Annotated in this window: 19 protein-coding genes, 22 tRNA genes, 1 rRNA gene and 2 riboswitches; of the genes, 38 read left to right on the forward strand and 4 right to left on the reverse strand. The window is 46.4% G+C overall.

All coding sequences use genetic code 11. The features are described from left to right. The first annotated feature begins 5 nt into the window (after window positions 1-5). The 28 genes from rrf to DUK53_RS00140 all read left to right on the forward strand — a co-directional run bounded on the left by rrf (window position 6) and on the right by DUK53_RS00140 (window position 10,253). Window positions 6-121: ribosomal RNA gene (gene rrf, locus DUK53_RS00005) — 5S ribosomal RNA — on the forward strand. Between the two features lie 16 nt (window positions 122-137). Further along, window positions 138-210, forward strand: a tRNA-Val gene (locus DUK53_RS00010). Between the two features lie 9 nt (window positions 211-219). Further along, window positions 220-295 (forward strand) — tRNA-Thr (locus DUK53_RS00015). A gap of 31 nt (window positions 296-326) precedes the next feature. After that, window positions 327-399: transfer RNA gene (locus DUK53_RS00020), tRNA-Lys, on the forward strand. Window positions 400-404: 5 nt separating this feature from the next. Then, window positions 405-486 (forward strand) — tRNA-Leu (locus DUK53_RS00025). 12 nt (window positions 487-498) lie between these two features. Next, window positions 499-573 (forward strand) — tRNA-Gly (locus DUK53_RS00030). A gap of 31 nt (window positions 574-604) precedes the next feature. Next, window positions 605-693: transfer RNA gene (locus tag DUK53_RS00035), tRNA-Leu, on the forward strand. A gap of 14 nt (window positions 694-707) precedes the next feature. Beyond that, window positions 708-781, forward strand: a tRNA-Arg gene (locus tag DUK53_RS00040). Between the two features lie 4 nt (window positions 782-785). Beyond that, window positions 786-862, forward strand: a tRNA-Pro gene (locus tag DUK53_RS00045). A gap of 28 nt (window positions 863-890) precedes the next feature. Continuing rightward, a tRNA-Ala gene (locus DUK53_RS00050) sits at window positions 891-966 on the forward strand. Between the two features lie 38 nt (window positions 967-1,004). After that, window positions 1,005-1,078 (forward strand) — tRNA-Met (locus DUK53_RS00055). Window positions 1,079-1,089: 11 nt separating this feature from the next. Further along, window positions 1,090-1,166, forward strand: a tRNA-Ile gene (locus DUK53_RS00060). Between the two features lie 22 nt (window positions 1,167-1,188). After that, window positions 1,189-1,278 (forward strand) — tRNA-Ser (locus DUK53_RS00065). 40 nt (window positions 1,279-1,318) lie between these two features. Continuing rightward, window positions 1,319-1,392, forward strand: a tRNA-Met gene (locus tag DUK53_RS00070). 5 nt (window positions 1,393-1,397) lie between these two features. Then, a tRNA-Asp gene (locus tag DUK53_RS00075) sits at window positions 1,398-1,470 on the forward strand. A gap of 10 nt (window positions 1,471-1,480) precedes the next feature. Further along, window positions 1,481-1,553, forward strand: a tRNA-Phe gene (locus DUK53_RS00080). A 24-nt stretch (window positions 1,554-1,577) separates the two neighbouring features. Continuing rightward, window positions 1,578-1,653, forward strand: a tRNA-Thr gene (locus DUK53_RS00085). A 15-nt stretch (window positions 1,654-1,668) separates the two neighbouring features. Next, window positions 1,669-1,741 (forward strand) — tRNA-His (locus tag DUK53_RS00090). 20 nt (window positions 1,742-1,761) lie between these two features. Then, window positions 1,762-1,832: transfer RNA gene (locus DUK53_RS00095), tRNA-Gly, on the forward strand. Window positions 1,833-1,849: 17 nt separating this feature from the next. Continuing rightward, window positions 1,850-1,926: transfer RNA gene (locus DUK53_RS00100), tRNA-Ile, on the forward strand. Window positions 1,927-1,932: 6 nt separating this feature from the next. Next, a tRNA-Asn gene (locus DUK53_RS00105) sits at window positions 1,933-2,005 on the forward strand. A gap of 18 nt (window positions 2,006-2,023) precedes the next feature. After that, a tRNA-Ser gene (locus tag DUK53_RS00110) sits at window positions 2,024-2,114 on the forward strand. 33 nt (window positions 2,115-2,147) lie between these two features. Beyond that, window positions 2,148-2,219, forward strand: a tRNA-Glu gene (locus DUK53_RS00115). Between the two features lie 72 nt (window positions 2,220-2,291). After that, window positions 2,292-3,461 carry an MFS transporter gene (locus DUK53_RS00120; RefSeq protein ID WP_036133286.1) on the forward strand — a complete coding sequence of 390 codons (1,170 nt, stop codon included), beginning with the start codon at window positions 2,292-2,294 and terminating at the stop codon, window positions 3,459-3,461. A gap of 82 nt (window positions 3,462-3,543) precedes the next feature. Continuing rightward, window positions 3,544-3,649: riboswitch (SAM riboswitch) on the forward strand. A gap of 102 nt (window positions 3,650-3,751) precedes the next feature. Further along, window positions 3,752-6,034 (forward strand): 5-methyltetrahydropteroyltriglutamate--homocysteine S-methyltransferase, encoded by a 2,283-nt coding sequence (gene metE / locus DUK53_RS00125; protein WP_036133283.1) that lies wholly within the window; start codon window positions 3,752-3,754, stop codon window positions 6,032-6,034. 73 nt (window positions 6,035-6,107) lie between these two features. Then, on the forward strand, window positions 6,108-7,235 hold the full coding sequence (locus tag DUK53_RS00130) for an aminotransferase class I/II-fold pyridoxal phosphate-dependent enzyme (protein WP_036133319.1): 1,128 nt from the start codon (window positions 6,108-6,110) through the stop codon (window positions 7,233-7,235). After that, window positions 7,228-8,397 (forward strand): cystathionine beta-lyase, encoded by a 1,170-nt coding sequence (gene metC, locus DUK53_RS00135; protein ID WP_036133281.1) that lies wholly within the window; start codon window positions 7,228-7,230, stop codon window positions 8,395-8,397. Before DUK53_RS00130 ends, metC begins: the two co-directional genes overlap by 8 nt. After that, on the forward strand, window positions 8,397-10,253 hold the full coding sequence (locus DUK53_RS00140; protein WP_036133279.1) for a bifunctional homocysteine S-methyltransferase/methylenetetrahydrofolate reductase: 1,857 nt from the start codon (window positions 8,397-8,399) through the stop codon (window positions 10,251-10,253). Before metC ends, DUK53_RS00140 begins: the two co-directional genes overlap by 1 nt. A 45-nt stretch (window positions 10,254-10,298) precedes the next feature. Here DUK53_RS00140 and DUK53_RS00145 read toward each other — a convergent pair whose 3' ends face one another. Next, entirely contained in the window at window positions 10,299-11,243 is a 945-nt protein-coding gene (locus tag DUK53_RS00145; protein ID WP_036133277.1) for a 1,4-dihydroxy-2-naphthoate polyprenyltransferase, read from the reverse strand. A gap of 197 nt (window positions 11,244-11,440) precedes the next feature. On the opposite strand from DUK53_RS00145, the gene DUK53_RS00150 reads away from it, so the two are divergent. From DUK53_RS00150 to DUK53_RS00170, 5 genes are read left to right on the forward strand one after another with little or no spacing between them, the layout of a single operon-like run. After that, entirely contained in the window at window positions 11,441-12,835 is a 1,395-nt protein-coding gene (locus DUK53_RS00150) for an isochorismate synthase (protein WP_036133275.1), read from the forward strand. Continuing rightward, window positions 12,822-14,564 (forward strand): 2-succinyl-5-enolpyruvyl-6-hydroxy-3-cyclohexene-1-carboxylic-acid synthase, encoded by a 1,743-nt coding sequence (gene menD, locus DUK53_RS00155; RefSeq protein WP_036133273.1) that lies wholly within the window; start codon window positions 12,822-12,824, stop codon window positions 14,562-14,564. Before DUK53_RS00150 ends, menD begins: the two co-directional genes overlap by 14 nt. A 2-nt stretch (window positions 14,565-14,566) precedes the next feature. After that, on the forward strand, window positions 14,567-15,391 hold the full coding sequence (gene menH, locus DUK53_RS00160; RefSeq protein WP_036133271.1) for a 2-succinyl-6-hydroxy-2,4-cyclohexadiene-1-carboxylate synthase: 825 nt from the start codon (window positions 14,567-14,569) through the stop codon (window positions 15,389-15,391). Next, entirely contained in the window at window positions 15,391-16,209 is an 819-nt protein-coding gene (gene menB, locus DUK53_RS00165) for a 1,4-dihydroxy-2-naphthoyl-CoA synthase (protein ID WP_036088967.1), read from the forward strand. The genes menH and menB overlap by 1 nt, the downstream gene beginning before the upstream one ends. 16 nt (window positions 16,210-16,225) lie before the next feature. Then, window positions 16,226-17,629 carry an o-succinylbenzoate--CoA ligase gene (locus DUK53_RS00170; protein ID WP_036088971.1) on the forward strand — a complete coding sequence of 468 codons (1,404 nt, stop codon included), beginning with the start codon at window positions 16,226-16,228 and terminating at the stop codon, window positions 17,627-17,629. Window positions 17,630-17,678: 49 nt separating this feature from the next. On the opposite strand, the gene DUK53_RS00175 is transcribed toward DUK53_RS00170, so the two are convergent. Further along, complete coding sequence (locus tag DUK53_RS00175) at window positions 17,679-18,629, reverse strand: metal ABC transporter solute-binding protein, Zn/Mn family (RefSeq protein ID WP_036088974.1); 951 nt, start codon at window positions 18,627-18,629, stop codon at window positions 17,679-17,681. Window positions 18,630-18,866: 237 nt separating this feature from the next. Beyond that, entirely contained in the window at window positions 18,867-19,124 is a 258-nt protein-coding gene (gene yidD, locus DUK53_RS00180) for a membrane protein insertion efficiency factor YidD (protein WP_036089088.1), read from the reverse strand. A gap of 78 nt (window positions 19,125-19,202) precedes the next feature. Between yidD and ytkD the strand changes: the two genes are divergently transcribed. Both ytkD and DUK53_RS00190 read left to right on the forward strand, forming a co-directional pair. Continuing rightward, window positions 19,203-19,679, forward strand: a complete 477-nt coding sequence (gene ytkD, locus DUK53_RS00185) for an RNA deprotection pyrophosphohydrolase (protein WP_036088977.1) — start codon at window positions 19,203-19,205, stop codon at window positions 19,677-19,679. Window positions 19,680-19,684: 5 nt separating this feature from the next. Beyond that, window positions 19,685-19,927: a DUF2584 domain-containing protein gene (locus tag DUK53_RS00190; RefSeq protein ID WP_036088980.1), complete on the forward strand. Its 243-nt coding sequence runs from the start codon at window positions 19,685-19,687 to the stop codon at window positions 19,925-19,927. A gap of 57 nt (window positions 19,928-19,984) precedes the next feature. On the opposite strand, the gene DUK53_RS00195 is transcribed toward DUK53_RS00190, so the two are convergent. Then, a complete protein-coding gene (locus DUK53_RS00195) occupies window positions 19,985-20,266 on the reverse strand; it encodes a hypothetical protein (RefSeq protein WP_036088981.1) in 282 nt (93 codons plus the stop codon). Between the two features lie 125 nt (window positions 20,267-20,391). Between DUK53_RS00195 and DUK53_RS00200 the strand changes: the two genes are divergently transcribed. The 3 genes from DUK53_RS00200 to DUK53_RS00210 all read left to right on the forward strand — a co-directional run bounded on the left by DUK53_RS00200 (window position 20,392) and on the right by DUK53_RS00210 (window position 23,254). Next, window positions 20,392-20,733, forward strand: a complete 342-nt coding sequence (locus DUK53_RS00200; RefSeq protein WP_036088982.1) for a thiol-disulfide oxidoreductase DCC family protein — start codon at window positions 20,392-20,394, stop codon at window positions 20,731-20,733. A gap of 75 nt (window positions 20,734-20,808) precedes the next feature. Beyond that, a riboswitch (SAM riboswitch) is annotated at window positions 20,809-20,913 on the forward strand. A gap of 191 nt (window positions 20,914-21,104) precedes the next feature. Further along, the gene (gene metK, locus DUK53_RS00205) at window positions 21,105-22,319 is read left to right on the forward strand and encodes a methionine adenosyltransferase (RefSeq protein WP_036133270.1); all 1,215 of its coding nucleotides are present in this window, start codon (window positions 21,105-21,107) and stop codon (window positions 22,317-22,319) included. 158 nt (window positions 22,320-22,477) lie between these two features. Next, complete coding sequence (locus DUK53_RS00210) at window positions 22,478-23,254, forward strand: carbonic anhydrase (protein ID WP_036088986.1); 777 nt, start codon at window positions 22,478-22,480, stop codon at window positions 23,252-23,254. The last annotated feature ends 94 nt before the right edge of the window (window positions 23,255-23,348 follow it).

Genomic DNA, 23,348 nt, shown 5'->3' on the forward strand with positions numbered 1-23,348 from the left:
CATTGTCTGGTGGTTACGGCGAAGAGGTCACACCCGTTCCCATCCCGAACACGGAAGTTAAGCTTTTCAGCGCCGATGGTAGTAGGGGGCTTCCCCCTGTGAGAGTAGGTCGTCGCCGGGCAATGTACATATTTTTAGGGGGCTTAGCTCAGCTGGGAGAGCATCTGCCTTACAAGCAGAGGGTCAGCGGTTCGATCCCGTTAGCCCCCATTTAATCAGGCCGGCTTAGCTCAGTTGGTAGAGCAACTGATTTGTAATCAGTAGGTCGCGAGTTCGACTCTTGCAGCCGGCACCATATATTTCTCATAGTATCGTTTTTGTATTGTGAGCCGTTAGCTCAGTTGGTAGAGCATCTGACTTTTAATCAGAGGGTCGATGGTTCGAGCCCATCACGGCTCATTTTTGCGGGTGTGGCGGAATTGGCAGACGCACCAGATTTAGGATCTGGCGCCGCGAGGCGTGAAGGTTCAAGTCCTTTCACCCGCATTCTATAATGATGCGGAAGTAGCTCAGTGGTAGAGCACCACCTTGCCAAGGTGGGGGTCGCGGGTTCGAACCCCGTCTTCCGCTCCAAAATGTAAGTTGCCATTATAAAGTTTCTAACGCCGGGGTGGCGGAACTGGCAGACGCACAGGACTTAAAATCCTGCGGATAGTGATATCCGTACCGGTTCGATTCCGGTCCTCGGCACCATATACTTATATAATGCGCCCGTAGCTCAACTGGATAGAGTACTTGACTACGAATCAAGCGGTTAGAGGTTCGAATCCTCTCGGGCGCACTTTCGGGAAGTAGCTCAGCTTGGTAGAGCACTTGGTTTGGGACCAAGGGGTCGCAGGTTCGAATCCTGTCTTCCCGACCATTAAGAAAATATCCCATATTTTTATGAAGGGGCCTTAGCTCAGCTGGGAGAGCGCCTGCTTTGCACGCAGGAGGTCAGCGGTTCGATCCCGCTAGGCTCCACCAAATTTTTTGTGAGTAAAGGTACGCTTATCTATTATATTGGCGGTGTAGCTCAGATGGCTAGAGCATTCGGTTCATACCCGAAAGGTCGTGGGTTCGACTCCCTCCGCCGCTACCTTTTAATTTGGACCTTTAGCTCAGTTGGTTAGAGCAGACGGCTCATAACCGTCCGGTCGCAGGTTCGAGTCCTGCAAGGTCCACCAATCACTATTTTTATTATATCATGGAGGAATACCCAAGTTTGGCTGAAGGGATCGGTCTTGAAAACCGACAGGCGGGTAAGACCGCGCGGGGGTTCGAATCCCTCTTCCTCCTTTTTCTTCTTAGTGATTTGTGGATAAAATAATATTATTGTCGCGGGGTGGAGCAGTCTGGTAGCTCGTCGGGCTCATAACCCGAAGGTCGCAGGTTCAAATCCTGTCCCCGCAATTGGTGGTTCCGTGGTGTAGGGGTTAACATGCCTGCCTGTCACGCAGGAGATCGCGGGTTCAAATCCCGTCGGGACCGCTTTACTTATGGCTTGGTAGCTCAGTTGGTAGAGCACTTGATTGAAGCTCAAGGTGTCGGCAGTTCGATTCTGTCCCAAGCCACCTTTATAGTTGTTTGTATCTTAAGCCGGCTTAGCTCAGTTGGTAGAGCAACTGATTTGTAATCAGTAGGTCGCGAGTTCGACTCTTGCAGCCGGCACCATATTTAGCGATAGCGGCGGCTATGGCGAAGTGGTTAACGCACCTGATTGTGGTTCAGGCATGCGTGGGTTCGATTCCCACTAGCCGCCTTTATGAAATTTTGGATAATGCGGGTGTAGTTTAGTGGTAAAACTACAGCCTTCCAAGCTGTTGTCGTGGGTTCGATTCCCATCACCCGCTCTTTATTTTTTTATTGTGGGCCTATAGCTCAGCTGGTTAGAGCGCACGCCTGATAAGCGTGAGGTCGATGGTTCGAGTCCATTTAGGCCCACCATATTATTCCACAGTAGCTCAGTTGGTAGAGCAATCGGCTGTTAACCGATCGGTCGCAAGTTCGAGTCTTGCCTGTGGAGCTTGTAATTGTTTATATTGGGGAAGTACTCAAGTGGCTGAAGAGGTGCCCCTGCTAAGGGTATAGGTCGTTAACGCGGCGCGAGGGTTCAAATCCCTCCTTCTCCGCCAGTATAAAAGATGCGAAACTAGAATTAATATTTAGGCCCGTTGGTCAAGCGGTTAAGACACCGCCCTTTCACGGCGGTAACACGGGTTCGAATCCCGTACGGGTCATCGCTGATTATAAGAACAATGTCATTTATGGCATTGTTCTTTTTAATGCAAAAAATGCATAGGAGGATAGGTATGAAAAGCAATAGATTTAAATTTTGGATTTTGACAGTGGTTGTTGCTATATCTGGTTTATCTCAAGGCTTATTGTTGCCTTTGATTTCGATTATATTTGAGGGAAATGGGATTTCTTCGGGATTGAATGGGCTCCATGCTACTGGGATATATATAGGGGTCTTATTAGTATCGCCATTTATTGAGGCGCCATTACACCGATTTGGATACAAACCTATTATTATTGTTGGTGGTGGGATTGTAGCGGTTGCTTTATTACTATTTCCACTGTGGTTTAATTTATATTTTTGGTTTATTTTGCGACTGCTGATTGGTGTGGGGGATCATATGTTGCACTTTTCTTCGCAGACTTGGATTGGTGCTATGAGTCATCCTTCTAAGCGTGGACGTAATATGGCTATCTATGGTCTGTTTTTTTCGTTGGGGTTTGCTGTTGGACCACAACTCGTGAATTTAATGGAGATTAATGTGAACTTGCCGTTCTTTATATCGGGGATTATGGTGATTATTGCTTGGGGGCTTGTGTGGTTTCTTAGGAATGAGTTTGTTGCTGAGAAGGCAGTTATACGCGAAATTTCGTTTTTTGGAAGTATAAAGCGATTTTCGGACGTATTTAGGCTTGCTTGGATTTCGATGATTCCGCCTTTTGTTTATGGCATATTGGAGACGGCGCTTAATGCTACTTTTCCGATTGTGGGGCTTCGGGATGGGATTCCGCAGGCGATGGTTGTGACGATTATTTCTTCCTTTTCTGTTGGGACGATTTTATTCCAAGTTCCGATTGGGATTTTGAGTGATAGGATTGGTAGGGCAAAGGTTTTGCCTATTTTTGTGGGGGTGGGGGCTGTTTTGTTTTTTGTGACGGCTTTTGTTTCTAATAGTATTGTATTGATTGGGATGTTTTTTGTTCTGGGGATTTTTCTGGGGTCGATGTATTCGCTTGGATTGTCTTATATGACGGATTTGACGCCACTGGAGCTTTTGCCTGCGGGGAATATTTTAGTCGGGATGAGCTTTAGTTTGGGGAGTATTATTGGGCCTTCTGCGACGGGAATTATGATTGGTTTGTTTGGTAATGATGTGTTTTATTTTGTGATTACAGGGCTTCTGGTTGTAGCGTTTTTAGCGTTGTTTTTCGGGAATGCTCGAAAAAGTTTGACAATGCCGTGATTTTTTAGTTGACAGGAATTTCGTGGGATGGTAATATAAGTTCAATACATCGGAACTGGATGTAATTAATTTCATATAATAACTCTTATTGTGAGTGGTAGAGGGACTGGCCCTGTGAAACCCGGCAACCTTTCAGTTTTTGAAAAGGTGCTAAATCCTGCGAAGTATGATGCTTCGAAAGATAAGAGAGTGAATGCGTGTCTGTAAAATTCGGATATTCGTAGCCTCTCTGGTTCTTTGCTGGGGAGGCTTTTTATATGAAAAAAATAATGAGGGAATGGTGATGTGAAATGGCGAAAGTTCAAAGTTCAAATTTAGGGTATCCGCGTTTAGGTGAGAAACGGGAGTGGAAGAAGGCACTTGAGAATTATTGGAACCATAAGATTTCTGAAGAGCAATTACTTTCTGAAACTAAAGAATTGCGTTTACAAGCTTTGAAGAAACAGCAGGACAAAGGGATTGATTTGATTCCAGTTGGGGACTTTTCTTTTTATGATCACATTTTAGATACGAGTATTACTTTTGGGATTGTGCCGAAACGATTTAATTATGAGGCTGGGAAAGTGGATCTTGATACATATTTCGAGGTTGCGCGTGGGAATGATGGGGCGGTTGCTTCGGAGATGACGAAGTGGTTTAATACGAATTATCATTATATTGTGCCGGAGCTTGTGGATGCGAAGCCGCAGTTGACGGAGAATCGGGCGTTGTTTTATTACGAGGAAGCTAAAAAAGAGCTTGGTATTGATGGGAAGCCAGTGCTTGTTGGACCGATTACGTATTTGAAATTGGCGAAGGGGAATGATGATTTTAAAGGGTTGTTGGATCAGCTGATTCCGCTTTATGGTCAAATTTTGAAGGAGTTGCAAAATGCTGGTGTGAAATGGGTGCAGATTGATGAGCCTTACTTAGCGACTAGTTTTGATAAGGAAGAGTTGGTGTTGTTTGAAGAGGTCTATGCTTTATTTAAGAACATTGCACCTAATTTGAAGATTGAATTGCAAACCTATTTCGAAAGTCTTGATTATTTTGAAGAGGTTGTGAAACTGCCGGTGGATGCGATTGGTGTGGATTTTGTGCATGATCATGGTGAGTCGATCGAAGCGCTTGAAAAATTTGGATTCCCGGAGGATAAAATTTTGGCGGCTGGAGTGATTGATGGTCGTAATGTATGGCGTGCGGATTTGGATGCGAAATTAGGACTTCTTGAGCGGATTGCAAAAGTGGTGCCGAAAGAGCGGTTAATTGTGCAGCCGTCGAGTTCATTACTGCATGTGCCGGTGACGAAAGCGAGTGAGCCTGATTTGGATGGGGTGTTGCTTGGTGGGTTGTCATTCGCGGATGAGAAGTTGGTGGAGTTAGTGGCGCTGACGGAGGCATTGAATGGGGAAGATGTGACGGCGGAATTTACGGATGCGAGGGCGGCGCTGGGTGCGATTAATGGTTCGCATCACCGGAATAATGCGGAGGTGCAGGAAGCGATTCGTAATTTAGAGAACGTGGAGGTGAAGCGTGATTTACCGTTTGCGGAGCGGATTAAGTTGCAACATGAGTGGTTGCAGTTGCCGTTATTGCCAACGACGACGATCGGTAGTTTTCCGCAGTCGCCTGAGGTTCGGAAAAAACGTTCGGATTGGTTGAAGAAAGTGATTACGGACGCGGAATATGAGAAATTTATTGAGACGGAGACGGAACGCTGGATTCGGATTCAAGAGGATTTGGACTTGGATGTGCTGGTGCACGGTGAGTTTGAAAGAACGGATATGGTGGAGTATTTTGGTCAGAAGTTGGATGGTTTCCAAGCGACGAAATTTGGTTGGGTGCAGTCTTATGGGTCGCGCGCGGTGCGTCCGCCATTGGTATACGGGGATGTGGCGTTTACGGAAGCTATTACGGTGAAGGAAAGCGTTTATGCACAATCGCTAACGGATCGTCCTGTGAAGGGGATGTTGACGGCGCCGGTGACGATTATCAACTGGTCGTTTGTGCGTGATGATGTGCCGGATTATGTGGTTGCGAATCAAGTTGGTTTGGCGCTGCGTAAAGAGGTGGAGGCGCTTGAGGAGGCTGGAATTCGTGTGATTCAAGTCGATGAGCCAGCGCTGCGTGAAGGATTGCCGCTGAAGCGTTCAAGATGGCAGAAGTACTTGGATGATGCGGTTTATTCGTTCAAGTTAACGACGACTTCGGTTAAGAATGATACGCAAATTCATACGCATATGTGTTATGCCGAGTTTGAGGATATTATCGATACGATTAGTGCGCTAGATGCGGATGTTATCTCGATTGAGACGTCTCGTAGCCACGGTGAAATTATCGAAACGTTTGAGAAGGTTGGTTACGATAAAGAGATTGGTCTGGGTGTATATGATATTCATAGCCCGCGTGTTCCGACGACGGGTGAGATTCAAGAGAACATTCGTCGAGCTTTAAAAGTAATTGATGCGCGTCAGTTCTGGGTGAATCCGGACTGTGGTTTGAAAACGCGTAAAGAGAAGGAAACGGTTGAGGCGCTTCGAGATATGGTCAATGCGACGAAGGAAATTCGTGAAGCGTATAAAGTGATAAAATAATAGGAAATTAGGCGCTAGGAACGGCATCATGTTGCTACTCCTGGCGCTTTTTAAATTGATGGAGGGGATTGGAATGACAAAGTTAAAGAAAGAAACAATTGTAGCGCAAATTGGAAATCGAAAAAGTGGAGCGACTGGTGCTGTGAACATGCCGATATATTTGTCGACTGCATACCGTCATGAAGATCTGGGTGTTTCGACAGGGTATGATTATACGAGAACGGGAAATCCGACGCGTGAGGTTTTGGAGGAGTCACTCGCGACACTTGAAAATGGAACGGCTGGTTTTGCGACGAGTTCGGGTATGAGTGCGATTCAGCTTATTTTTACGTTGTTTGCGAGTGGCGATCATATTATTTCTTCACGGGATTTATATGGTGGTACATATCGTTATTTTGAATTGATTGCGAAAAAGTATAACATTGATTTTTCTTATTGGGAGTCGACGGATTTGGCTGATTTGGAAGGTTTGTTGACACCGGCGACGAAGGCTGTGTTTATTGAAACGCCGACGAATCCTTTGATGGTGGAAACGGATCTTGCGGCCGTTGTGGCTTTTGCTAAGAAGCATGATTTGCTGGTGATTGTGGATAATACGTTTTTGACGCCGATTTTGCAGCAGCCGCTGGATTTGGGTGCGGATATCGTTTTTCATAGTGCGACGAAGTATCTTGGTGGGCATAATGATGTGCTTGCGGGTGCGGTGATTGTGAAAGATGAGGCGTTGGCTGTGCAGTTGCGCGATTTCCATAATTCGATTGGTGCGGTACTTTCGCCATTTGACAGTTGGTTATTGATGCGTGGGTTGAAGACGCTTGTTTTGCGGGTGGAGCAACATCAGAAAAATGCGCGGAAAGTGGCGGCGTTTTTGGAGGGTCACGAGGCTGTGACGAAGGTGCTGTATCCTGGAAAGGGCGGCATGGTGAGTTTCTTGATTAAGGATGCTACGCTTGTTTCGCCGTTATTGCGTAGCTTGGAGTTGTTTACGTTTGCGGAGAGTTTGGGTGGCGTAGAGAGTTTGATCACGTATCCAGTGACGCAGACGCATGCGGATGTGCCGCGCGAACTTCGGGAATCTTATGGGCTGACGGATGAGCTTTTACGGATTTCGGTTGGGATTGAAAATAGTGATGACTTAATTGCTGATTTGGATCAGGCTTTTGCGGCTGTTTTAAAAGAAGGGGTGAGCGTGCATGAGTGAGGGGTTTTCTTTTAATACGAAGGTTGTGCATGCGAGTCTTGGGATTGATGAGGCGACTGGTGCTCTGAACACACCGCTTCATTTGTCATCGACGTTCCATCAGCCGGATTTTGATAATTATCATGAGTTCGATTATGCGAGATCGGGGAATCCGACGCGTCAGGCTGTGGAGGAAGCGATTGCTAAGTTGGAAAATGGGACGCATGGTTTTGCGTTTGCGACTGGGATGGCTGCGATTTCAGCGGCACTTTTGACGTTGTCGCAGGGCGATCATTTTATTATTTCTGGGGATGTGTATGGCGGTACGTTTCGGTTGACGGAGCAGGTTTTGCCACGGTTTGGGATTACGCATACGTTTGTGGATATGGGTGATTTGGATGCTGTTGCGGCGGCTTTTCAGGAGAATACGAAGTTGGTTTATGTGGAGACGCCTTCGAACCCATTGATGCGCGTGACGGATATTGCGGCGGTGGCGCGACTTGCGAAGGAACATGATTGTTATACGTTTGTGGATAATACGTTTTTGACGCCGGCTTTGCAACGACCGCTTGATTTGGGCGCGGATATGGTGGTGCATAGTGCGACGAAATTTATCGGGGGCCATAGCGATATTTTGGCGGGGCTTGTGGTGACGAATAATGAGGAGCTCGCGAAACAGGTTTATTTCATGCAAAATTCGACGGGTGGCGTGCTCGGCGTTCAGGATTGCTGGTTGTTGTTGCGTGGCCTCAAGACGCTTGCTGTGCGGATGAGTGTGGGCACGGCGTCAGCGCAAAAACTGGCGGAATTTTTGCAAGCGGATGATCGGGTGAAGGCGGTTTTTTATCCTGGGCTTGCGAGTCATCCGGATTATGATATTCAGCAGAGACAGGCGGATTCGGCGGGCGCGGTGTTGTCGTTTGATCTCGGTAGCGAGGAGGCGGCGCGCCAGTTTGTGAATCATGCGAAATTGCCGGTGTTTTCGGTGAGTCTTGGCGCAGTGGAGAGTATTTTGTCGTACCCGGCGAGGATGTCTCATGCGGCGATTCCAGAAGAAGAACGGTTGAAACTCGGCATTACGCCAGGATTATTACGCTTTTCGGCGGGGCTTGAGGATATCGCGGATGTGATCAAAGACTTCGAACAAGCGCTTACCTATACAGTGGAAAGGAGTGCTCGTTGATGAATTTACGCCGCGATTTAAGTGAAAAAGTTTTAATTGCTGATGGTGCAATGGGTACGCTGCTTTATTCTTATGGGGTTGACCGTTCCTTTGAGGAGTTGAATTTATCGCATCCAGATGATATTGTTGCGATCCATCGGGCTTATATCGAGGCTGGAGCGGATATTATTCAAACAAATACCTACAGCGCGAACTATATTAAGTTGTCGCGTTACGGTTTACAAGATGATATTAAAAAAATTAATCAGGCGGCGGTGCGGCATGCGAAAGAGGCGGCGCGGGGAACTGGTGTGTATATTTTTGGCACGATTGGCGGGATTAACGGGGCGAATGATGCCCGAATTGCGGCGCCGAGTTTGGAGGAGATTAAGCGTAGTTTCCGGGAGCAATTGTACTGTCTGTTGCTTGAGGGCGTGGATGCGATTTTGCTGGAGACGTATTATGATCTTGACGAACTGAAAACGGTGTTAAAAATTACGCGGGAAACGACGGACTTGCCGATTGTCGCGAATGTTTCGATGCATGAACCAGGACTTTTGCAAAGTGGGCAAACGTTGGCATCGGCGTTACAGGAATTGGCGGATTTGGGAGCGGATGTCGTTGGCGCGAATTGTCGACTAGGTCCCTATCATATGTCCAAAGCGCTTGAGAGTGTGCCGTTGCTCGAAAATGCTTACCTGGCGGCATATCCGAATGCTAGTTTACCGCAGATGGATGAGGGAAAAGTCGTTTATCAGACGGAAACGGATTATTTTGAGCAGTATGGCGAGATTTTCAGGCAGGAAGGTGTGCGTTTGATCGGTGGTTGTTGTGGCACGACGCCGGATCATATTCGGGCATTGCGAAGAGGTTTGAAATCGCTGAAACCGGTGACGTCAAAAGTGGTTCATCCGATTTTGGAATTGGCGGAGTTGGATGCAGCGGAAGACGCGGGTGTGAGGCTTACGGATAAGGTGAAGGAGCAGTATACGGTGTTGGTGGAGCTTGACCCGCCACGGACATTTGATACAGCGAAATTTTTTGAAGGGGCGCAGAAGCTCGATGCTGCGGGTGTGGATGCGATCACGATTTCGGATAATTCGCTGGCGACACCGCGGATTAGTAACATGGCGCTTGCTGCGATTTTGAAGCAGGAGTATGATATTCGGCCGCTCATTCATTTGACGACGCGGGATCATAATTTGATTGGGATGCATTCGCATATCATGGGTTTTCATAAGTTGGGGATTCAGGATGTGCTGGCCGTGACGGGAGATCCGAGTAAAGTTGGCGATTTCCCAGGCGCATCATCGGTGTTTGATTTGCGATCGGTAGAACTTGTGCAGTTGATTAAAAAGTTCAATGATGGGATTTCGTATACCGGGAAGTCGTTGAAGGAGAAGGCACGATTCCAAGTGGCGGCCGCGTTTAATCCGAATGTGCTGAAGCTAGATAAGGCGGTGCGTTTGATTGAGCGTAAAGTGGAATACGGCGCGGATTATATTATCACGCAACCGATCTATGATACGGAAAAAGCGGTGCAATTGAAAGAGGCGCTGGTCGAAGCTGGGATTACGGTTCCTGTTTTTGTTGGTGTGATGCCGTTGCTTTCTAGTCGGAATGCCGAGTTTCTCCATAATGAAGTTCCAGGTATTCGTTTGACGGATGAGGTTCGGGAGCGGATGCGGGAAGCGGATAAAAGCGGGACTGGGCGCGAGGAAGGCATGGCGATTGCGAAGGAAATTCTCGACGCGATTTGTGAGCATTTTAATGGTGTGTATATTATTACGCCATTCTTGCGGTACGATTTGTCGATTGAGTTGACGAAATATGTGCAGAGTAAGGAAACGATTGCAGAAGTCAGTTCGCAAAATTAAAAAGTACCAGCAAGCCGTGATAGGTTTGCTGGTACTTTTTGCGGTTTAAAAATCAACCATATTCGCGCTTAGTAAGCTAATCAAAAACGCGATGGCTAGTAGTATTCCGAAGAATGTTAAGGCCTTGCTTGTTGCTTTCATCGCGGGAACCATTGTGATTGGAACGCTTTTTCCGATGAAGCGGCGAACGGCTTTGATTGCTTCGGGAACGCTGAGTAGGATAATCAGAATCCACGGAGTTGCTTCAACCGTGAAAATCAGCGCGATTTCCCATACGTACGCGAAAATGAAGGCGGAGGTGAAGAGGATAAGTGCTCCTTTTCGACCTAGTAAAATCGCCAACGTGAGGCGTCCGTTTGCTTTGTCGGGCTCTAAATCGCGAATGCTGTTTGCTAGAAGTAAATTGCCGACAAGTACCATCACTGGAATCGAAACGTAGACGATGAAAGAACTGATAAATCCGGCTTGAATATAGAAGGAAATGAATGTGATAATACCTCCCATGAAAAAGCCAGCCATGATTTCGCCGAATGGTGTGTAGGCAATCGGGTATGGTCCGCCAGTGTATAAATAACCGACAACCATCGAGATAATGCCGAGTAGACCGATCCACCAATTATTCACGTCCATGCATAAGTAAATACCGCCTAAAATGGCTAATACGTATAGAAAAATGGCTAGGAATAAAATAAAGCCTGGTTTCATCCCGTTTCGGACAATTGCGCCACCGTTTCCTACTGTATGCTCATCGTCTTGCCCTTTTTTGAAATCGTAGTATTCGTTAAATAGGTTGGCAGAGGTTTGAATGAGGAAACACGATATTAGCATGACTAAAAAGCGCGTAAAATGAAAACTTTCGTAGCTCATTGCGACTGTGGTTCCTAAAAATACTGGTACGAATGATGCAACCAGTGTGTGCGGACGGAGTAACATCCACCATTTATGGAATCCAGAATGTCTTACAATAGCTGATTTTGTGCCGTGTGCCATTAGTTTCTCTCCTTTTATAAAAGCATTGTACTTGTACAATTTTAGGCAATGTTTGTCTATTAGTCAATGAATATAGATGATTTCTTTTTCGAATGGGGAGCTGGGCTGTTTTTTCGGGAGTGTCTAGAGGTGTAAAAACGGATGGCTTTTGTTATAATGGGTAGGTGAGTGAAGGCAATGAAGGAGAGATGAGTTATATGGGTTTAACATTGCCAATAGAGCTGTTTCAGCAGGCAAAACGTAGATTAAATTCGCAACAGGAGAACGTGTTATTAAGCTGGGTTTGTGAGCTTCCTGGTGGTATGGCAAAGCGTGTTTTTGATCAGGGAAACGAGTTTTTTAAAGGCGAGCGTTTCTTCTGGCAAAATAAAGAGCGGACGTTGCGACTTGCGGGGCTTGGCGCGATGGATCAGCTTCGAGTGGAGCAGGGGCATGACCGGTTTTTGGCGTTACATACGAGAAAAGAGCAGGTGCTTGAACGGACGGTAACGAACAGTGAGGAAACTGCTTGTGGTGCCGTTTATTTTGGTGGATTTAGTTTTGATGATCAGCATGATGCGTCGCCGGAATGGGAAAAGTTCGGGGAAGGATTTTTTTATTTGCCGCTTTTCTTGGTGACGGAGAAGGAGGATCGCTGTTATTTATCGGTGAATCTGTGGCTGTCGGAGGACGATGATTATGCGAAAGTCGAGGCTGTGATGGCGCAGTGGGATAAGGTTGCCGCGTCGTCGGTTGTGCAGGATACGGAAGTGGCTTGTATTTTGGAGGAGCGCTTGGCGGAGGATGCTTGGCTGCGGGCTGCGACGGATGTTGTGGCGTTGTTGCAGGAATCGCCAAATATGCAGAAAGTGGTATTGGCTCGGCGGATGCGACTGGGATTCGATGGTTTTCTTTCGAGCAGTCGGATGATCGCGCATATGGAGGAGCAGCAGGCGAATAGTTACTGTTTCGTGCTGGAAAATGGGACGAGTACTTTCTTTGGCGCTACGCCGGAACGGTTGTTGATGGCGGATTCGTCTCATTTGGAATCGGCTTGCGTGGCGGGTTCGATTGCGCGCGGGGAGACGGCGAGTGAGGATGCGATGCTGGGTGATGCGTTACTTAGCGATGCGAAAAACTTGGCGGAACACCATTTCGTTGTAGAGATGATTCAGGGCACGATGGCGCGTTTTTGCGAGGATGTGCAGGTTTCGGCGAGTCCGGTATTGCTTAAGAATCGGGATATTCAGCATTTGTATATGACGGTTTCAGGACGCCGAGGCGAGGCGAAGTTGTTGGACGTGTTGCGTGCGCTTCATCCGACGCCAGCGCTTGGTGGTTGGCCGCAAGCGGAGGCGATGACGGTGATTCGTTTGAAAGAAGAGATGGATCGCGGTTTTTATGGGGCTCCGATTGGTTGGATTGATCCGCTTGATCGTGGTGAATTTGCGGTCGCGATTCGTTCGGCGCTTGCGATAGATACGAATGCGTTGTTGTATGCTGGATGCGGGATTGTGGCGGATTCGGTGCCAGTGGAGGAACTTGCGGAGACGGCGATTAAGTTTCAGCCGATGCTACGGGTATTAGGAGGTAAGGTACATGAACGATCATAGAAAGGTCATGACGGAATATTTGGCGGCTTTTGTGGAAGAATTGGTGCAGGCTGGCGTGAAGGAGGCGGTTATTAGCCCAGGTTCGCGCTCGACGCCGATTGCTTTATTGATGGCAGAACATCCGACGCTAAAAATTTATGTGGATGTGGATGAACGCTCGGCGGGATTTTTTGCGCTGGGGATTGCGAAGGCTTCGAAAAGACCGGTTGTACTTTTATGTACGTCGGGAACGGCGGCGGCGAATTATTTTCCTGCGGTGGCTGAGGCTAATTTATCGCAGGTTCCGTTGCTTGTTTTGACGGCGGATCGGCCGCATGAACTGCGAAATGTTGGGGCGCCGCAAGCGATGGATCAGGTTCGCTTATTCGGATCGCATGTGAAGGATTTTACGGATATGGCATTGCCTGAGAATTCGACGGAGATGTTGCGTTTTGCAAAATGGCATGGTTCGAAGGCTGTGGATATTGCGATGAATGCACCACGTGGACCGGTTCATTTGAATTTTCCGTTGCGCGAGCCGTTGATGCCGATTTTGGAGCCGTCGCCGTTTGCGGTTACGGAGAAGAAGCGGCGTCACGTGCATATTTATTATACGCATGAGGTGTTAGAGGATGCAGTGATTGCGCAGATTATAGGGGCTTGTGCTGGGAAACGTGGCGTTTTTGTGGCGGGTCCTTTGGATAAAAAGGCGTTTTCACCGAAATTGGTGGCGCTCGCGGAACAGATTGGTTGGCCGATTTTGGCGGATCCGTTGTCGCAGTTGCGTAGTTATGGTGCGCTGAGCGATGCTGTGATTGACCAGTATGATGCGATTTTGCAGGAGGAATTGGCGCGCGAGGCGTTGCGTCCGGAAGTTGTGATTCGCTTTGGGGCGATGCCGGTTTCGAAGCCGCTCATGAAGTGGCTCGAGGCTTTGGAGGACGTGATGTTCTACGTGGTTGACCCTGGCGCGGCGTGGAAGGATCCGATTAAAGCGGTGACGAACATGATTCACTGTGACGAGCATTTCTTGGTTGGCGCGCTCACGGACGGCTGGCAGGAGAAGACTGCGGCGGACTGGGCGGGGACTTGGCAACATTTGAATGCAAAAGTGAAGACGGTTATCAATGGGCATATGAAGACGCTTGACACGTTGGATGAAGGGAAGCTTGTGTACGAACTGCGCGAGTGGATTCCTGAAAAAGCTGGCTTGTTTATCGGGAATAGTATGCCGATTCGTGATATTGATACGTATTTTGCGCAGGTGGATAAACAGATTCGGATGCTTGCTAACCGCGGGGCAAACGGGATTGATGGCGTGGTTTCTTCGGCGCTTGGTGCAAGTTTGACGGAGCAACCGATGTATTTGCTGATTGGTGATTTGTCGTTTTATCATGATATGAACGGTCTTTTGATGGCGAAAAAGTATGGGTTGAATTTGACGATTATTGTGGTGAATAATAATGGGGGCGGGATCTTCTCGTTCTTACCGCAGGCGTCGGATCCGAAGTATTTTGAGTCGTTGTTTGGGACGGGGACGGATCTTGATTTTCGCTACACGGCGGCGCTTTATGAGGGTGATTTTCATGAAGCGGCGGATTGGGATGAGTTCCATGATGCGCTTGATCAGGCTCATTTCCACAAGGGACTGGATATTATTGAAGTGAAGACGAATCGATATGAAAATGTGGATGCGCATCGGGCGTTGTGGGAAGCGATTAAGACGGCGATTCGTTCGGAGTTGAAATAAGGATGCGGATTCGGGGCGTGGATTACCATGTTGTGGAGACGAATGCTGGGGCTTTACGGGGAACGTTGTTATTGCTCCACGGCTTTACGGGTTCGCATGCGACGTATGATGCGATTTTGCCGATTTTGGCGTCGGATTGGCACTGTGTGACGGTGGATTTGTTGGGGCATGGTGAGACGGATGCGCCGCTTGATGTGACGCGATACGAGATGGAGCAGCAGGCGGCGGATTTGATGGCGATTTTGGATCAGGTTGGCGCGCAGAAAGCTTCGGTACTCGGATATTCGATGGGTGGCCGGCTAGCTTTGGGGCTTGCAACGCTTTACCCTGAGCGAATCCAGACGCTTGTTCTGCAGAGTGCTTCGCCGGGTTTGGAGTTGGAACAAGAGCGCGAGGCACGAATTTTGAAAGATACGGCGCTTGCTGATAAAATTAAAAAGCAAGGCGTGGCCGATTTTGTCGTAGATTGGGAGAAGTTGCCACTTTTTGCGACGCAGCGTTATCTCTCGGAAAATGTGCAGGATAAGATTCGCGCGGAACGGTTGAATCAACGTGCGCAAGGTTTGGCTGGAAGTCTTGGCGGAATGGGAACGGGTGCGCAGCCTTCTTTTTGGGAGGAGTTGCCGGCGCTTCACATGCCGATGCTACTTTTAGCGGGGCAAGAGGATCAGAAATTTTGCGGGATTGCGGTGGCTATGAAAATGGCGCTTCCCGATGCAAAATACATTACTTTTTCAAATGCGGGACATACGATACATATCGAGCAACCGGAGGCTTTTGGTTACGCGGTCCGCAATTGGTTACGAATTAGAGGAGGAACGAACTAATGGGTTTTGAGTGGAAAAAAGAGAAGGATTATACGGAAATTAAGTACGAAACATACGAAGGAATCGCGAAAATTACGATTGATCGTCCGCAAGTGCACAATGCATTTACACCAAAAACGGTCATTGAAATGATTGATGCGTTTACGATTGCGCGCGAGGATTCGAAGGTTGGCGTGATTATTTTAACGGGCGAAGGCGAGAAAGCGTTTTGTTCTGGTGGAGATCAGAAGGTTCGTGGAAATGGCGGCTACGTTGGCGAGGACAATATTCCACGCTTGAACGTGCTTGATTTGCAGCGTTTGATTCGTGTGATTCCGAAACCGGTGATTGCGATGGTTGCTGGTTGGTCGATTGGCGGCGGGAACGTGTTGCAACTCGTATGTGACTTGACGATTGCGGCGGATAATGCAAAATTTGGTCAAACTGGGCCTAATGTTGGTAGTTTTGACGCCGGTTATGGTTCTGGCTACTTGGCGCGCGTGATTGGTCATAAGAAAGCGAAGGAAGTTTGGTTCATGTGTCGTCAATATACGGCTGCTGAGGCGCTTGAAATGGGCTGGATTAACACGGTTGTGCCACTTGCTGATTTGGAAACAGAGACGGTTGCTTGGGCGAAGGAAATGTTGAAGAAAAGTCCGACGGCGCTTCGTTTTATTAAGGCAGCATTTAATGCGGACACGGACGGCTTGGCGGGTATTCAACAGCTTGCTGGTGACGCGACGCTTCTTTATTACACAACGGATGAGGCGAAAGAGGGGCGTGACGCGTTCAAAGAAAAACGTGACCCAGACTTCGATCAATTCCCGAAATTCCCTTGATTGTTGGTGAAAAATGATGGAACTAACCAATTGGTTGGAAAAACGAGTGCGGCTTTCTCCAGGGAAGACCGCGCTCGTTTTTCAGGATAAGCAGGAAACTTTTTTAGAGATATATGAAGCGGTGCAAGAAGTGGCTGGAAAATTGGCGTCGTTTGGTGTTCGGGACGGGATGTATGTCGCATTGCTTGGCAGGAATGACCGAGAGACGTTTTTGATGATTCATGCGTTGCAGCAGCTGGGGGCACGGACGGTATTTTTGAATAATCGGTTGACGGCGACGGAGATTTTGTTTCAAACGCAGGATGCGCAGGTGGAGCGGTGTTTTTACGCGGATGGGTTTGCGGAAAAAGTGGATGGAATTCCTGCGGTGCCTTTTACGTCTGTGATGGAGGCGCCGATTTTGAATGTTCCGCTCGTTTCCCATTTTGCGATGGAGGATGTGGCTTCGGTCATGTATACGTCGGGCACGACTGGGCAGCCTAAAGGGGTGATGCAGACGTTCGGGAATCATTGGTGGAGCGCGACTGGCTCGATGCTGAATCTTGGTTTGCAAGCCGGAGATAGTTGGCTCTGTGCGGTGCCGATTTTCCACATTAGTGGTCTGTCGATTTTGATGCGCTCGGTGATTTACGGGATTCCGGTTTATTTGGAGGAACATTTTGATGAGGCGCGGGTTGATGCCTTTTTGCGTAGCGGTGAGGTGACGTTGATTTCTGTGGTAACGACGATGGCGCAGCGTTTGCTGGACGTTTTTACGACGCGATATCATCCGAATTTCCGCTGCATGCTACTTGGCGGCGGCCCTGCGAACAAATCGATGCTTGAGGCTTGTTTTGAAAAAGGAATTCCGCTGGTGCAATCGTTTGGCATGACGGAAACGGCTTCACAAATCGTGACGCTACCACCGGAAGAGGCACTTTTAAAAATTGGCTCGGCAGGAAAACCTTTGTTTCCAGCAGAAATCAAGATTAGTGAACATGGCGAAATTTTGCTAAAAGGACCTTCCATCATGGCGGGGTATTTGCACAATGAATCCGCCACAAAGGCAGCATTTGACGAGGATGACTGGTTTCAGACGGGAGATATTGGTTACCTAGATGACGACGGTTTCCTGTTCGTGCTGGATAGGCGTTCCGATTTGATTATATCTGGCGGCGAAAATATTTACCCAACAGAAATCGAGCATGTTTTGATGGCGCACCCGAATATTGTAGAGGTGGCTGTGGTCGCTGCATCGGACGAAAAATGGGGCGAGGTACCGGTCGCTTTTATTGTAGCAAAGGAGGCGATGGATACGGCGCTACTTTCCGAATTTTGTCAGCAAAGGCTTGCGAAGTTTAAAATACCACGCCAATTTCATTTTTTAGACAAGCTTCCGAGAACCGCCTCCCAAAAAATTCAGCGTCATCGCTTAAAATAATAGCATACAAAAAGGCCGAGCGTTTCGCACACTCGGCCTTTCCTATACCTTAATAATTCAACGCCTTATCTAACGCCGCTAAATTATCTTTCATAATCGACATATAGTCACGTTTTGCATCGATATCTTTTTGCGTCAACGTTTCTAAATTGTGAAGCTTCATCGTCTTTGTGTCCGTTTCTTTCTGGATAACGTCGGCAATCTTGGAATTCGTATTTTGCTCCAACAAAATGTATGGAATCTTATCTTTTTTAATCGTGTTCACAATCGAAGTCAATTTCTTCTGAGAAGGTTCGTCACTCGTTGAAATACCGGCAATCGGAATTTGTTTGAAGCCGTATTCTTGCTCCCAGTAACCATACGCCGCGTGTGCCGTCACGAAATCTTTATGTTTCGCACTCGAAGCCATCGTTTTGTAATCGTTATTCAATGTTTTTAATTGAGATACAACGTCTTCATAATTCTTCTCAAACGTTGCTTTTTGTGCAGGAAGCTCTTTGCTTAAATTGTCCCGCACAACGCCTGCCATCGTCACCATATAATTCGGATCCAGCCAAACGTGCGGATTCACATCGCCATGATCGTGGTCATCATCCTCGTCCTCATGGTCATGATCTTCCTCTTCATGCGCGATAGTCGGCAGTTTCAAGCCATCCGTCGTCACGACAAATTTCACGTTCTCATTTTTAAGCGATTGTTTCGCTTTATCAACAAAACCTTCCATACCAAGTCCAATATAGAAAAATAGGTCGCTATCTGCAATATTCATCATGTCTTTTTGTGAGGGGTCAAAGCTGTGGGCGTCCGAACCAGCAGGATATACCGAATTTGCATCGACATATTTGCCACCAATTTGGGCCGCTAAGTATTGTAATGGATAAACCGTCGTGTAAACCGTCAACTTATCCGCATCTTTCGTCTTCGCGTCGCTATTGCCACAGCCGACCATGAAAACAGAAACAAGCAGAAGCGTACTAAGTAAAATTGCTATTTTCTTCATGAAAAAAGGAACCTCCTAAATCGAAATGATTCTTATTTGATGCTAAAAAATAATAAATCGTAGCCATTACGATTTAATATCAGAAATTCATAATACCGCAAATAAGATAAAAAGGCAAGTAGTTTCTTGTAGAAAATGATAAAAAATATAAAACCTCAAAACGTAAGTGCGACGAGCAATGTTTTATTTCTAGGCAAAAGCAGTACTACTCGTCGCGCTGAATCCTTGCGCCTACTCTTATTTTTCATTATAATGAGGATGACGGTGGTCTTCGTGGTTGCACTTCATCGGCACTAAATCCACACCGCCTTTATGGAAAGGATGGCATTTAGAAATCCGCTTCACTGTTAACCAGCCGCCTTTTAAAGCGCCATGCTCTGTAATGGCTTCCATACCATATTGCGAGCAAGTAGGGTAGAACCGGCAAGTTCCAGGTTTTAAGGGTGAAATATAGTTGCGATAAAGACGAATACCGCCCAACATGATTTTCTTCATTTTGCGACTCACCTTCATTTTTAGGAATTTTAACCTCTTTATCGTACCACAAATTCGAAAAAAAGAAAGGGAATAGGCATGTACACGTATCAGGATTCGCTTGGGAATGCGGTATCGATTTATTTTGATATCCAACAAGAAGCAGATGATGTGCTCGTCATCGCGAAATTTCATGACACTTGGCTGTTCACTACGCATAAAACCCGTGGCATCGAGTTTCCTGGTGGAAAAGGCGAGCTTGGGGAGTCGAACGAAGAAACGGCGAGGCGCGAAACAATGGAAGAAACCGGCGCAAAATTAGACAAATTACATATAATAGCGCAATATGAAGTAAAGACAGCAGAGCGAACGTTCAGCAAACGCGTCTATTTGGCGAATGTAGCAGGTTTTGTGAATCAGGTGGATTATATGGAGACGTTGGGTCCGAAGCTTATTGCAGGGGATTTAGCAAGCATCGTTCAGCAGGAATCATTCAGTTTTTTTATGCGCGATGAAGGAATGCAAGTCGTTATTCAAGAAACATTGCGACAACTAAAATCAAATAATTGGAGGTAATACGCATGGGAATGCCATTAGAAGTCAACACAATGATTGTAACAAAGGGAAAAGAGAAGCGGATTTCAGATAACTTTTTTGAGTTGGAGAAAGCAGGATATCGTATTTATCCCATCGATGTGCCAGTGGAAGTTCGGACAACAAGAGAAAGCGAAACAAATGGTATTGCTGTGCCACTTAAGCTCATCTGGGAGAACGATACGACGATCATTACATACGAACTAGTGTCGCTGAATTCCAGTAATTAGGCAACAAAAAAAGTTGAGCCCGCAATGCGTGAGGCCCAACTTTTTTCAGATGCTTCATTAAACGTTTTTCTTAGCCGACATGCGGCGAATCCAAGCAACGATGCTAATAATAAGAGAGAAAATATACTCTCCAAGTGTAGCGATGAAAATCGAAATCGCGATCTCAGCTTGCGAAACTCCGCCGCCGTAGAAGCTAATAAAGAAAATAACTGCACTTGCAATCAAGCCCATTGTTGCTAAAAAGTACTTGAACCAGCGCCATTTTAAAACAAATTCAAAAATGCATACAGCGATAATAAAAATCGCAAAAATAAGCAAAGTTAACGTCGAAAATATCATAGTTTCTTCTCCTTTGGTGAACCAAGCATTCATACAATCTGGGAAATCCCAATGTATAAAATTCATTTTAACATAGTTTGGCGAGAATGGTAAACAAGAAACGTCATTTAAGGAGTTGAGTAAGAATGAAGGATATCGTTTTATACGATCAAAATTGTCGGTTTTGCAAAGCTACGAAACGCGTGTTTGAAAGGCTAGACTGGATGCATGTCATCGACTGGAGGCCACTTCAAGAAGCAGTTGATATCGGTTTTTCACAAGAAGAACTGATGCGTGAAATTCACCTTATCACACCAGATGGAAGCGCCAAGAAAGGTTTTTTCGCGATTCGTCGGATGTTGTTGCGTTTTCCGCTGACAGGACTCATTGGCTTAATTATGTATTTGCCATTTCTCAAGCCTGCAGGACGTTTTGGATACAGTGTAGTGGCAGATAATCGGACATGTGATATTCGAAAAAAGAAGTAGGGGCGAGCGTGCAAAATTTTTTGTGCGTGACAATAAGTTTGAAACATGTTACAATAACGTGAAAACTAAATTAAACTCTTATCCAGAGCGGTAGAGGGACTGGCCCTTTGAAACCCGGCAACCTACATGTATTGTAAGGTGCTAACCTGTGGCAGGAATTGATTTCCTGATCGATGAGAGCGAAGGTATTGTAAATAATAGCCTTCTCTCTATTCCGCGCGCAATTGGCAAATAGGGAGAAGGCTTTTTTGTTGGCATGGAGCTAAAACATGTCGCAATAAAAGCGTGAACGAGACTACAAGGAAACAGACGATAAGTTCGCATTTTTGCAAACCACTTCGCGATGGAGAAGAAAAAGGAGGAAACAAAGAATGGCAAGAAACCGTCATTTATTTACGTCAGAATCTGTTTCTGATGGACATCCAGACAAGATTGCAGATCAGATTTCAGATGCAATTTTGGATGCGATTTTAACGAAAGATGCTGATGCTCGTGTGGCTTGTGAGACGACAGTGACAACAGGATTGGTACTCGTAGCGGGAGAAATAACAACGTCTACTTACGTGGATATTCCGAAAATCGTGCGCGATACGATTAAAGAAATTGGCTACACCCGTGCAAAATATGGTTTTGATGCAGAAACGTGTGCTGTTTTGACAGCCATTGATGAGCAGTCACCAGATATCGCACAAGGTGTGGATGTCGCTTTAGAATCTCGGGGTGGTTTGGCCGAAGACGCGGCAATCGATGCGATCGGGGCAGGAGACCAAGGCTTGATGTTCGGTTTTGCAACAGATGAAACCGAAGAATTGATGCCACTTCCAATCTCATTAGCACATGCATTATCCCGTAAAATCGCGGAATTACGCAAAAATAATGTGTTGACCTATCTACGCCCAGATGCGAAAACACAAGTTACCATAGAATATGATGATACTAATCAACCAATTCGCGTCGATACAATCGTTATTTCGACGCAACATCATCCGGACATTTCACAAGAACAAATCGCAACAGACTTGCATAAGCTAGTTATAGAAGAAGTGATTGATGCAAGGCTTCTTGACGCGGAAACGAAATACTTCATCAATCCAACTGGCCGCTTCGTTATCGGTGGACCTCAAGGGGATGCAGGTTTAACTGGTCGCAAAATCATCGTAGACACATATGGCGGTTACGCACGTCATGGAGGAGGCGCTTTTTCTGGTAAGGATCCAACAAAAGTGGACCGCTCAGGCGCTTATGCCGCGCGTTATGTTGCTAAAAACATCGTTGCAGCCGGACTTGCTAAGAAAGTAGAAGTACAACTAGCTTATGCCATCGGAGTTGCCCACCCTGTATCCATTTCGATTGACACATACGGAACGAGCAATTACAGCGAGCAAGACTTAATCAATGCAGTCAATAAATTTTTCGATCTACGCCCAGCAGGAATTATTAAAATGCTTGACTTGCGTCGTCCCATCTACCGTCAAACCGCGGCATTTGGTCATTTCGGCAGGTTAGATTTAGACTTACCGTGGGAAAAAGTGGACAAAGCGTCACAAATGAAAGAATTTTTATCCCAAACTGCAAATATAAATTAATATTTTAAAACCTAGCTTTGGAGCCAATCCAGCTAGGTTTTTTACATTATTGGGTGTTTTTTCTCAAAAATACCATGATATCGTCACAAAAAGTACACACACATATGAATCATTATGTAATATAATAATTAAGTTACTTAACGAAAGGAGTTTTCAACATGAAAACAAAATTATTAGCAGCTTCAGCAATCGCGGCATCACTTATTCTCGTAGCAGGTTGTGGCAATAGCGATGCAAGCGACACGAAAAAAGAGGAAAAAACAGCAAAAACAGAAACAACAGCGAAACACGAGGATCACTTAGACTATCATGATCAAAAATCGTGGCAATTTGAAGCAGGCGACACACAGTCCCCGATCAACATTGAAACAGCAAAAACAGAGCCGATGAAGGACACTGGGACTATTGAATTAAATTACAATCAAAAAGTGACCGACGAAGTAGACAATGGCCACAGTATCCAAGTGGATGACGGTGGACAAGCGACTATCAACGGACGCAAATTTGAATTAAATCAATTCCATTTCCATGCAGAAAGTGAGCATACAGTAGATGGTAAACATTATCCAATCGAAGCCCACTTTGTAAATGAAAATCAAGATAGCCGTCTAGCAGTTATCGGCGTTTTCTTCACAGAAGGTAAAGCAAACCCAGCTTTCCAAAGTATTTTAAACAATGTTAAAAAAGGCGAAAAAACAACTGTTAGCGAGCCAATTGACGTAGCAGCATTACTTCCAACAAACAAATCATACTATCACTATCTAGGTTCATTAACAACACCACCACTATCTGAAAACGTGGAATGGTATGTTATGTCGACACCAGTAGAAGTTTCAAAAGAACAAATTGCAGAATTCAACAAATACTACGATGGTAACAACCGTAAAGTTCAACCGTTACACGATCGTCCAGTATTAAAACACACAGACAATTAAAATCTTCCAGCGGGCCGTACAAGGCTCATCTCCGTCGTTAAATGCTGTGTTCCGGTGCTCACGTACTTTAGTACGTTCCGCTCCGGTACGCGCT

This window comes from Listeria sp. SHR_NRA_18 (assembly GCF_003856515.1).
Classification (GTDB): Bacteria; Bacillota; Bacilli; order Lactobacillales; family Listeriaceae; genus Listeria_A; species Listeria_A newyorkensis.

What these genes read in the sequence shown, in the direction of transcription:
- DUK53_RS00120 (WP_036133286.1), top strand. Translation starts at nt 2,292, where the DNA reads ATGAAAAGCAATAGATTTAAATTTTGGATTTTGACAGTGGTTGTTGCT.
- metE (WP_036133283.1), top strand. Translation starts at nt 3,752, where the DNA reads ATGGCGAAAGTTCAAAGTTCAAATTTAGGGTATCCGCGTTTAGGTGAG.
- DUK53_RS00130 (WP_036133319.1), top strand. Translation starts at nt 6,108, where the DNA reads ATGACAAAGTTAAAGAAAGAAACAATTGTAGCGCAAATTGGAAATCGA.
- metC (WP_036133281.1), top strand. Translation starts at nt 7,228, where the DNA reads ATGAGTGAGGGGTTTTCTTTTAATACGAAGGTTGTGCATGCGAGTCTT.
- DUK53_RS00140 (WP_036133279.1), top strand. Translation starts at nt 8,397, where the DNA reads ATGAATTTACGCCGCGATTTAAGTGAAAAAGTTTTAATTGCTGATGGT.
- DUK53_RS00145 (WP_036133277.1), bottom strand. Translation starts at nt 11,243, where the DNA reads ATGGCACACGGCACAAAATCAGCTATTGTAAGACATTCTGGATTCCAT.
- DUK53_RS00150 (WP_036133275.1), top strand. Translation starts at nt 11,441, where the DNA reads ATGGGTTTAACATTGCCAATAGAGCTGTTTCAGCAGGCAAAACGTAGA.
- menD (WP_036133273.1), top strand. Translation starts at nt 12,822, where the DNA reads ATGAACGATCATAGAAAGGTCATGACGGAATATTTGGCGGCTTTTGTG.
- menH (WP_036133271.1), top strand. Translation starts at nt 14,567, where the DNA reads ATGCGGATTCGGGGCGTGGATTACCATGTTGTGGAGACGAATGCTGGG.
- menB (WP_036088967.1), top strand. Translation starts at nt 15,391, where the DNA reads ATGGGTTTTGAGTGGAAAAAAGAGAAGGATTATACGGAAATTAAGTAC.
- DUK53_RS00170 (WP_036088971.1), top strand. Translation starts at nt 16,226, where the DNA reads ATGGAACTAACCAATTGGTTGGAAAAACGAGTGCGGCTTTCTCCAGGG.
- DUK53_RS00175 (WP_036088974.1), bottom strand. Translation starts at nt 18,629, where the DNA reads ATGAAGAAAATAGCAATTTTACTTAGTACGCTTCTGCTTGTTTCTGTT.
- yidD (WP_036089088.1), bottom strand. Translation starts at nt 19,124, where the DNA reads ATGAAGAAAATCATGTTGGGCGGTATTCGTCTTTATCGCAACTATATT.
- ytkD (WP_036088977.1), top strand. Translation starts at nt 19,203, where the DNA reads ATGTACACGTATCAGGATTCGCTTGGGAATGCGGTATCGATTTATTTT.
- DUK53_RS00190 (WP_036088980.1), top strand. Translation starts at nt 19,685, where the DNA reads ATGGGAATGCCATTAGAAGTCAACACAATGATTGTAACAAAGGGAAAA.
- DUK53_RS00195 (WP_036088981.1), bottom strand. Translation starts at nt 20,266, where the DNA reads ATGATATTTTCGACGTTAACTTTGCTTATTTTTGCGATTTTTATTATC.
- DUK53_RS00200 (WP_036088982.1), top strand. Translation starts at nt 20,392, where the DNA reads ATGAAGGATATCGTTTTATACGATCAAAATTGTCGGTTTTGCAAAGCT.
- metK (WP_036133270.1), top strand. Translation starts at nt 21,105, where the DNA reads ATGGCAAGAAACCGTCATTTATTTACGTCAGAATCTGTTTCTGATGGA.
- DUK53_RS00210 (WP_036088986.1), top strand. Translation starts at nt 22,478, where the DNA reads ATGAAAACAAAATTATTAGCAGCTTCAGCAATCGCGGCATCACTTATT.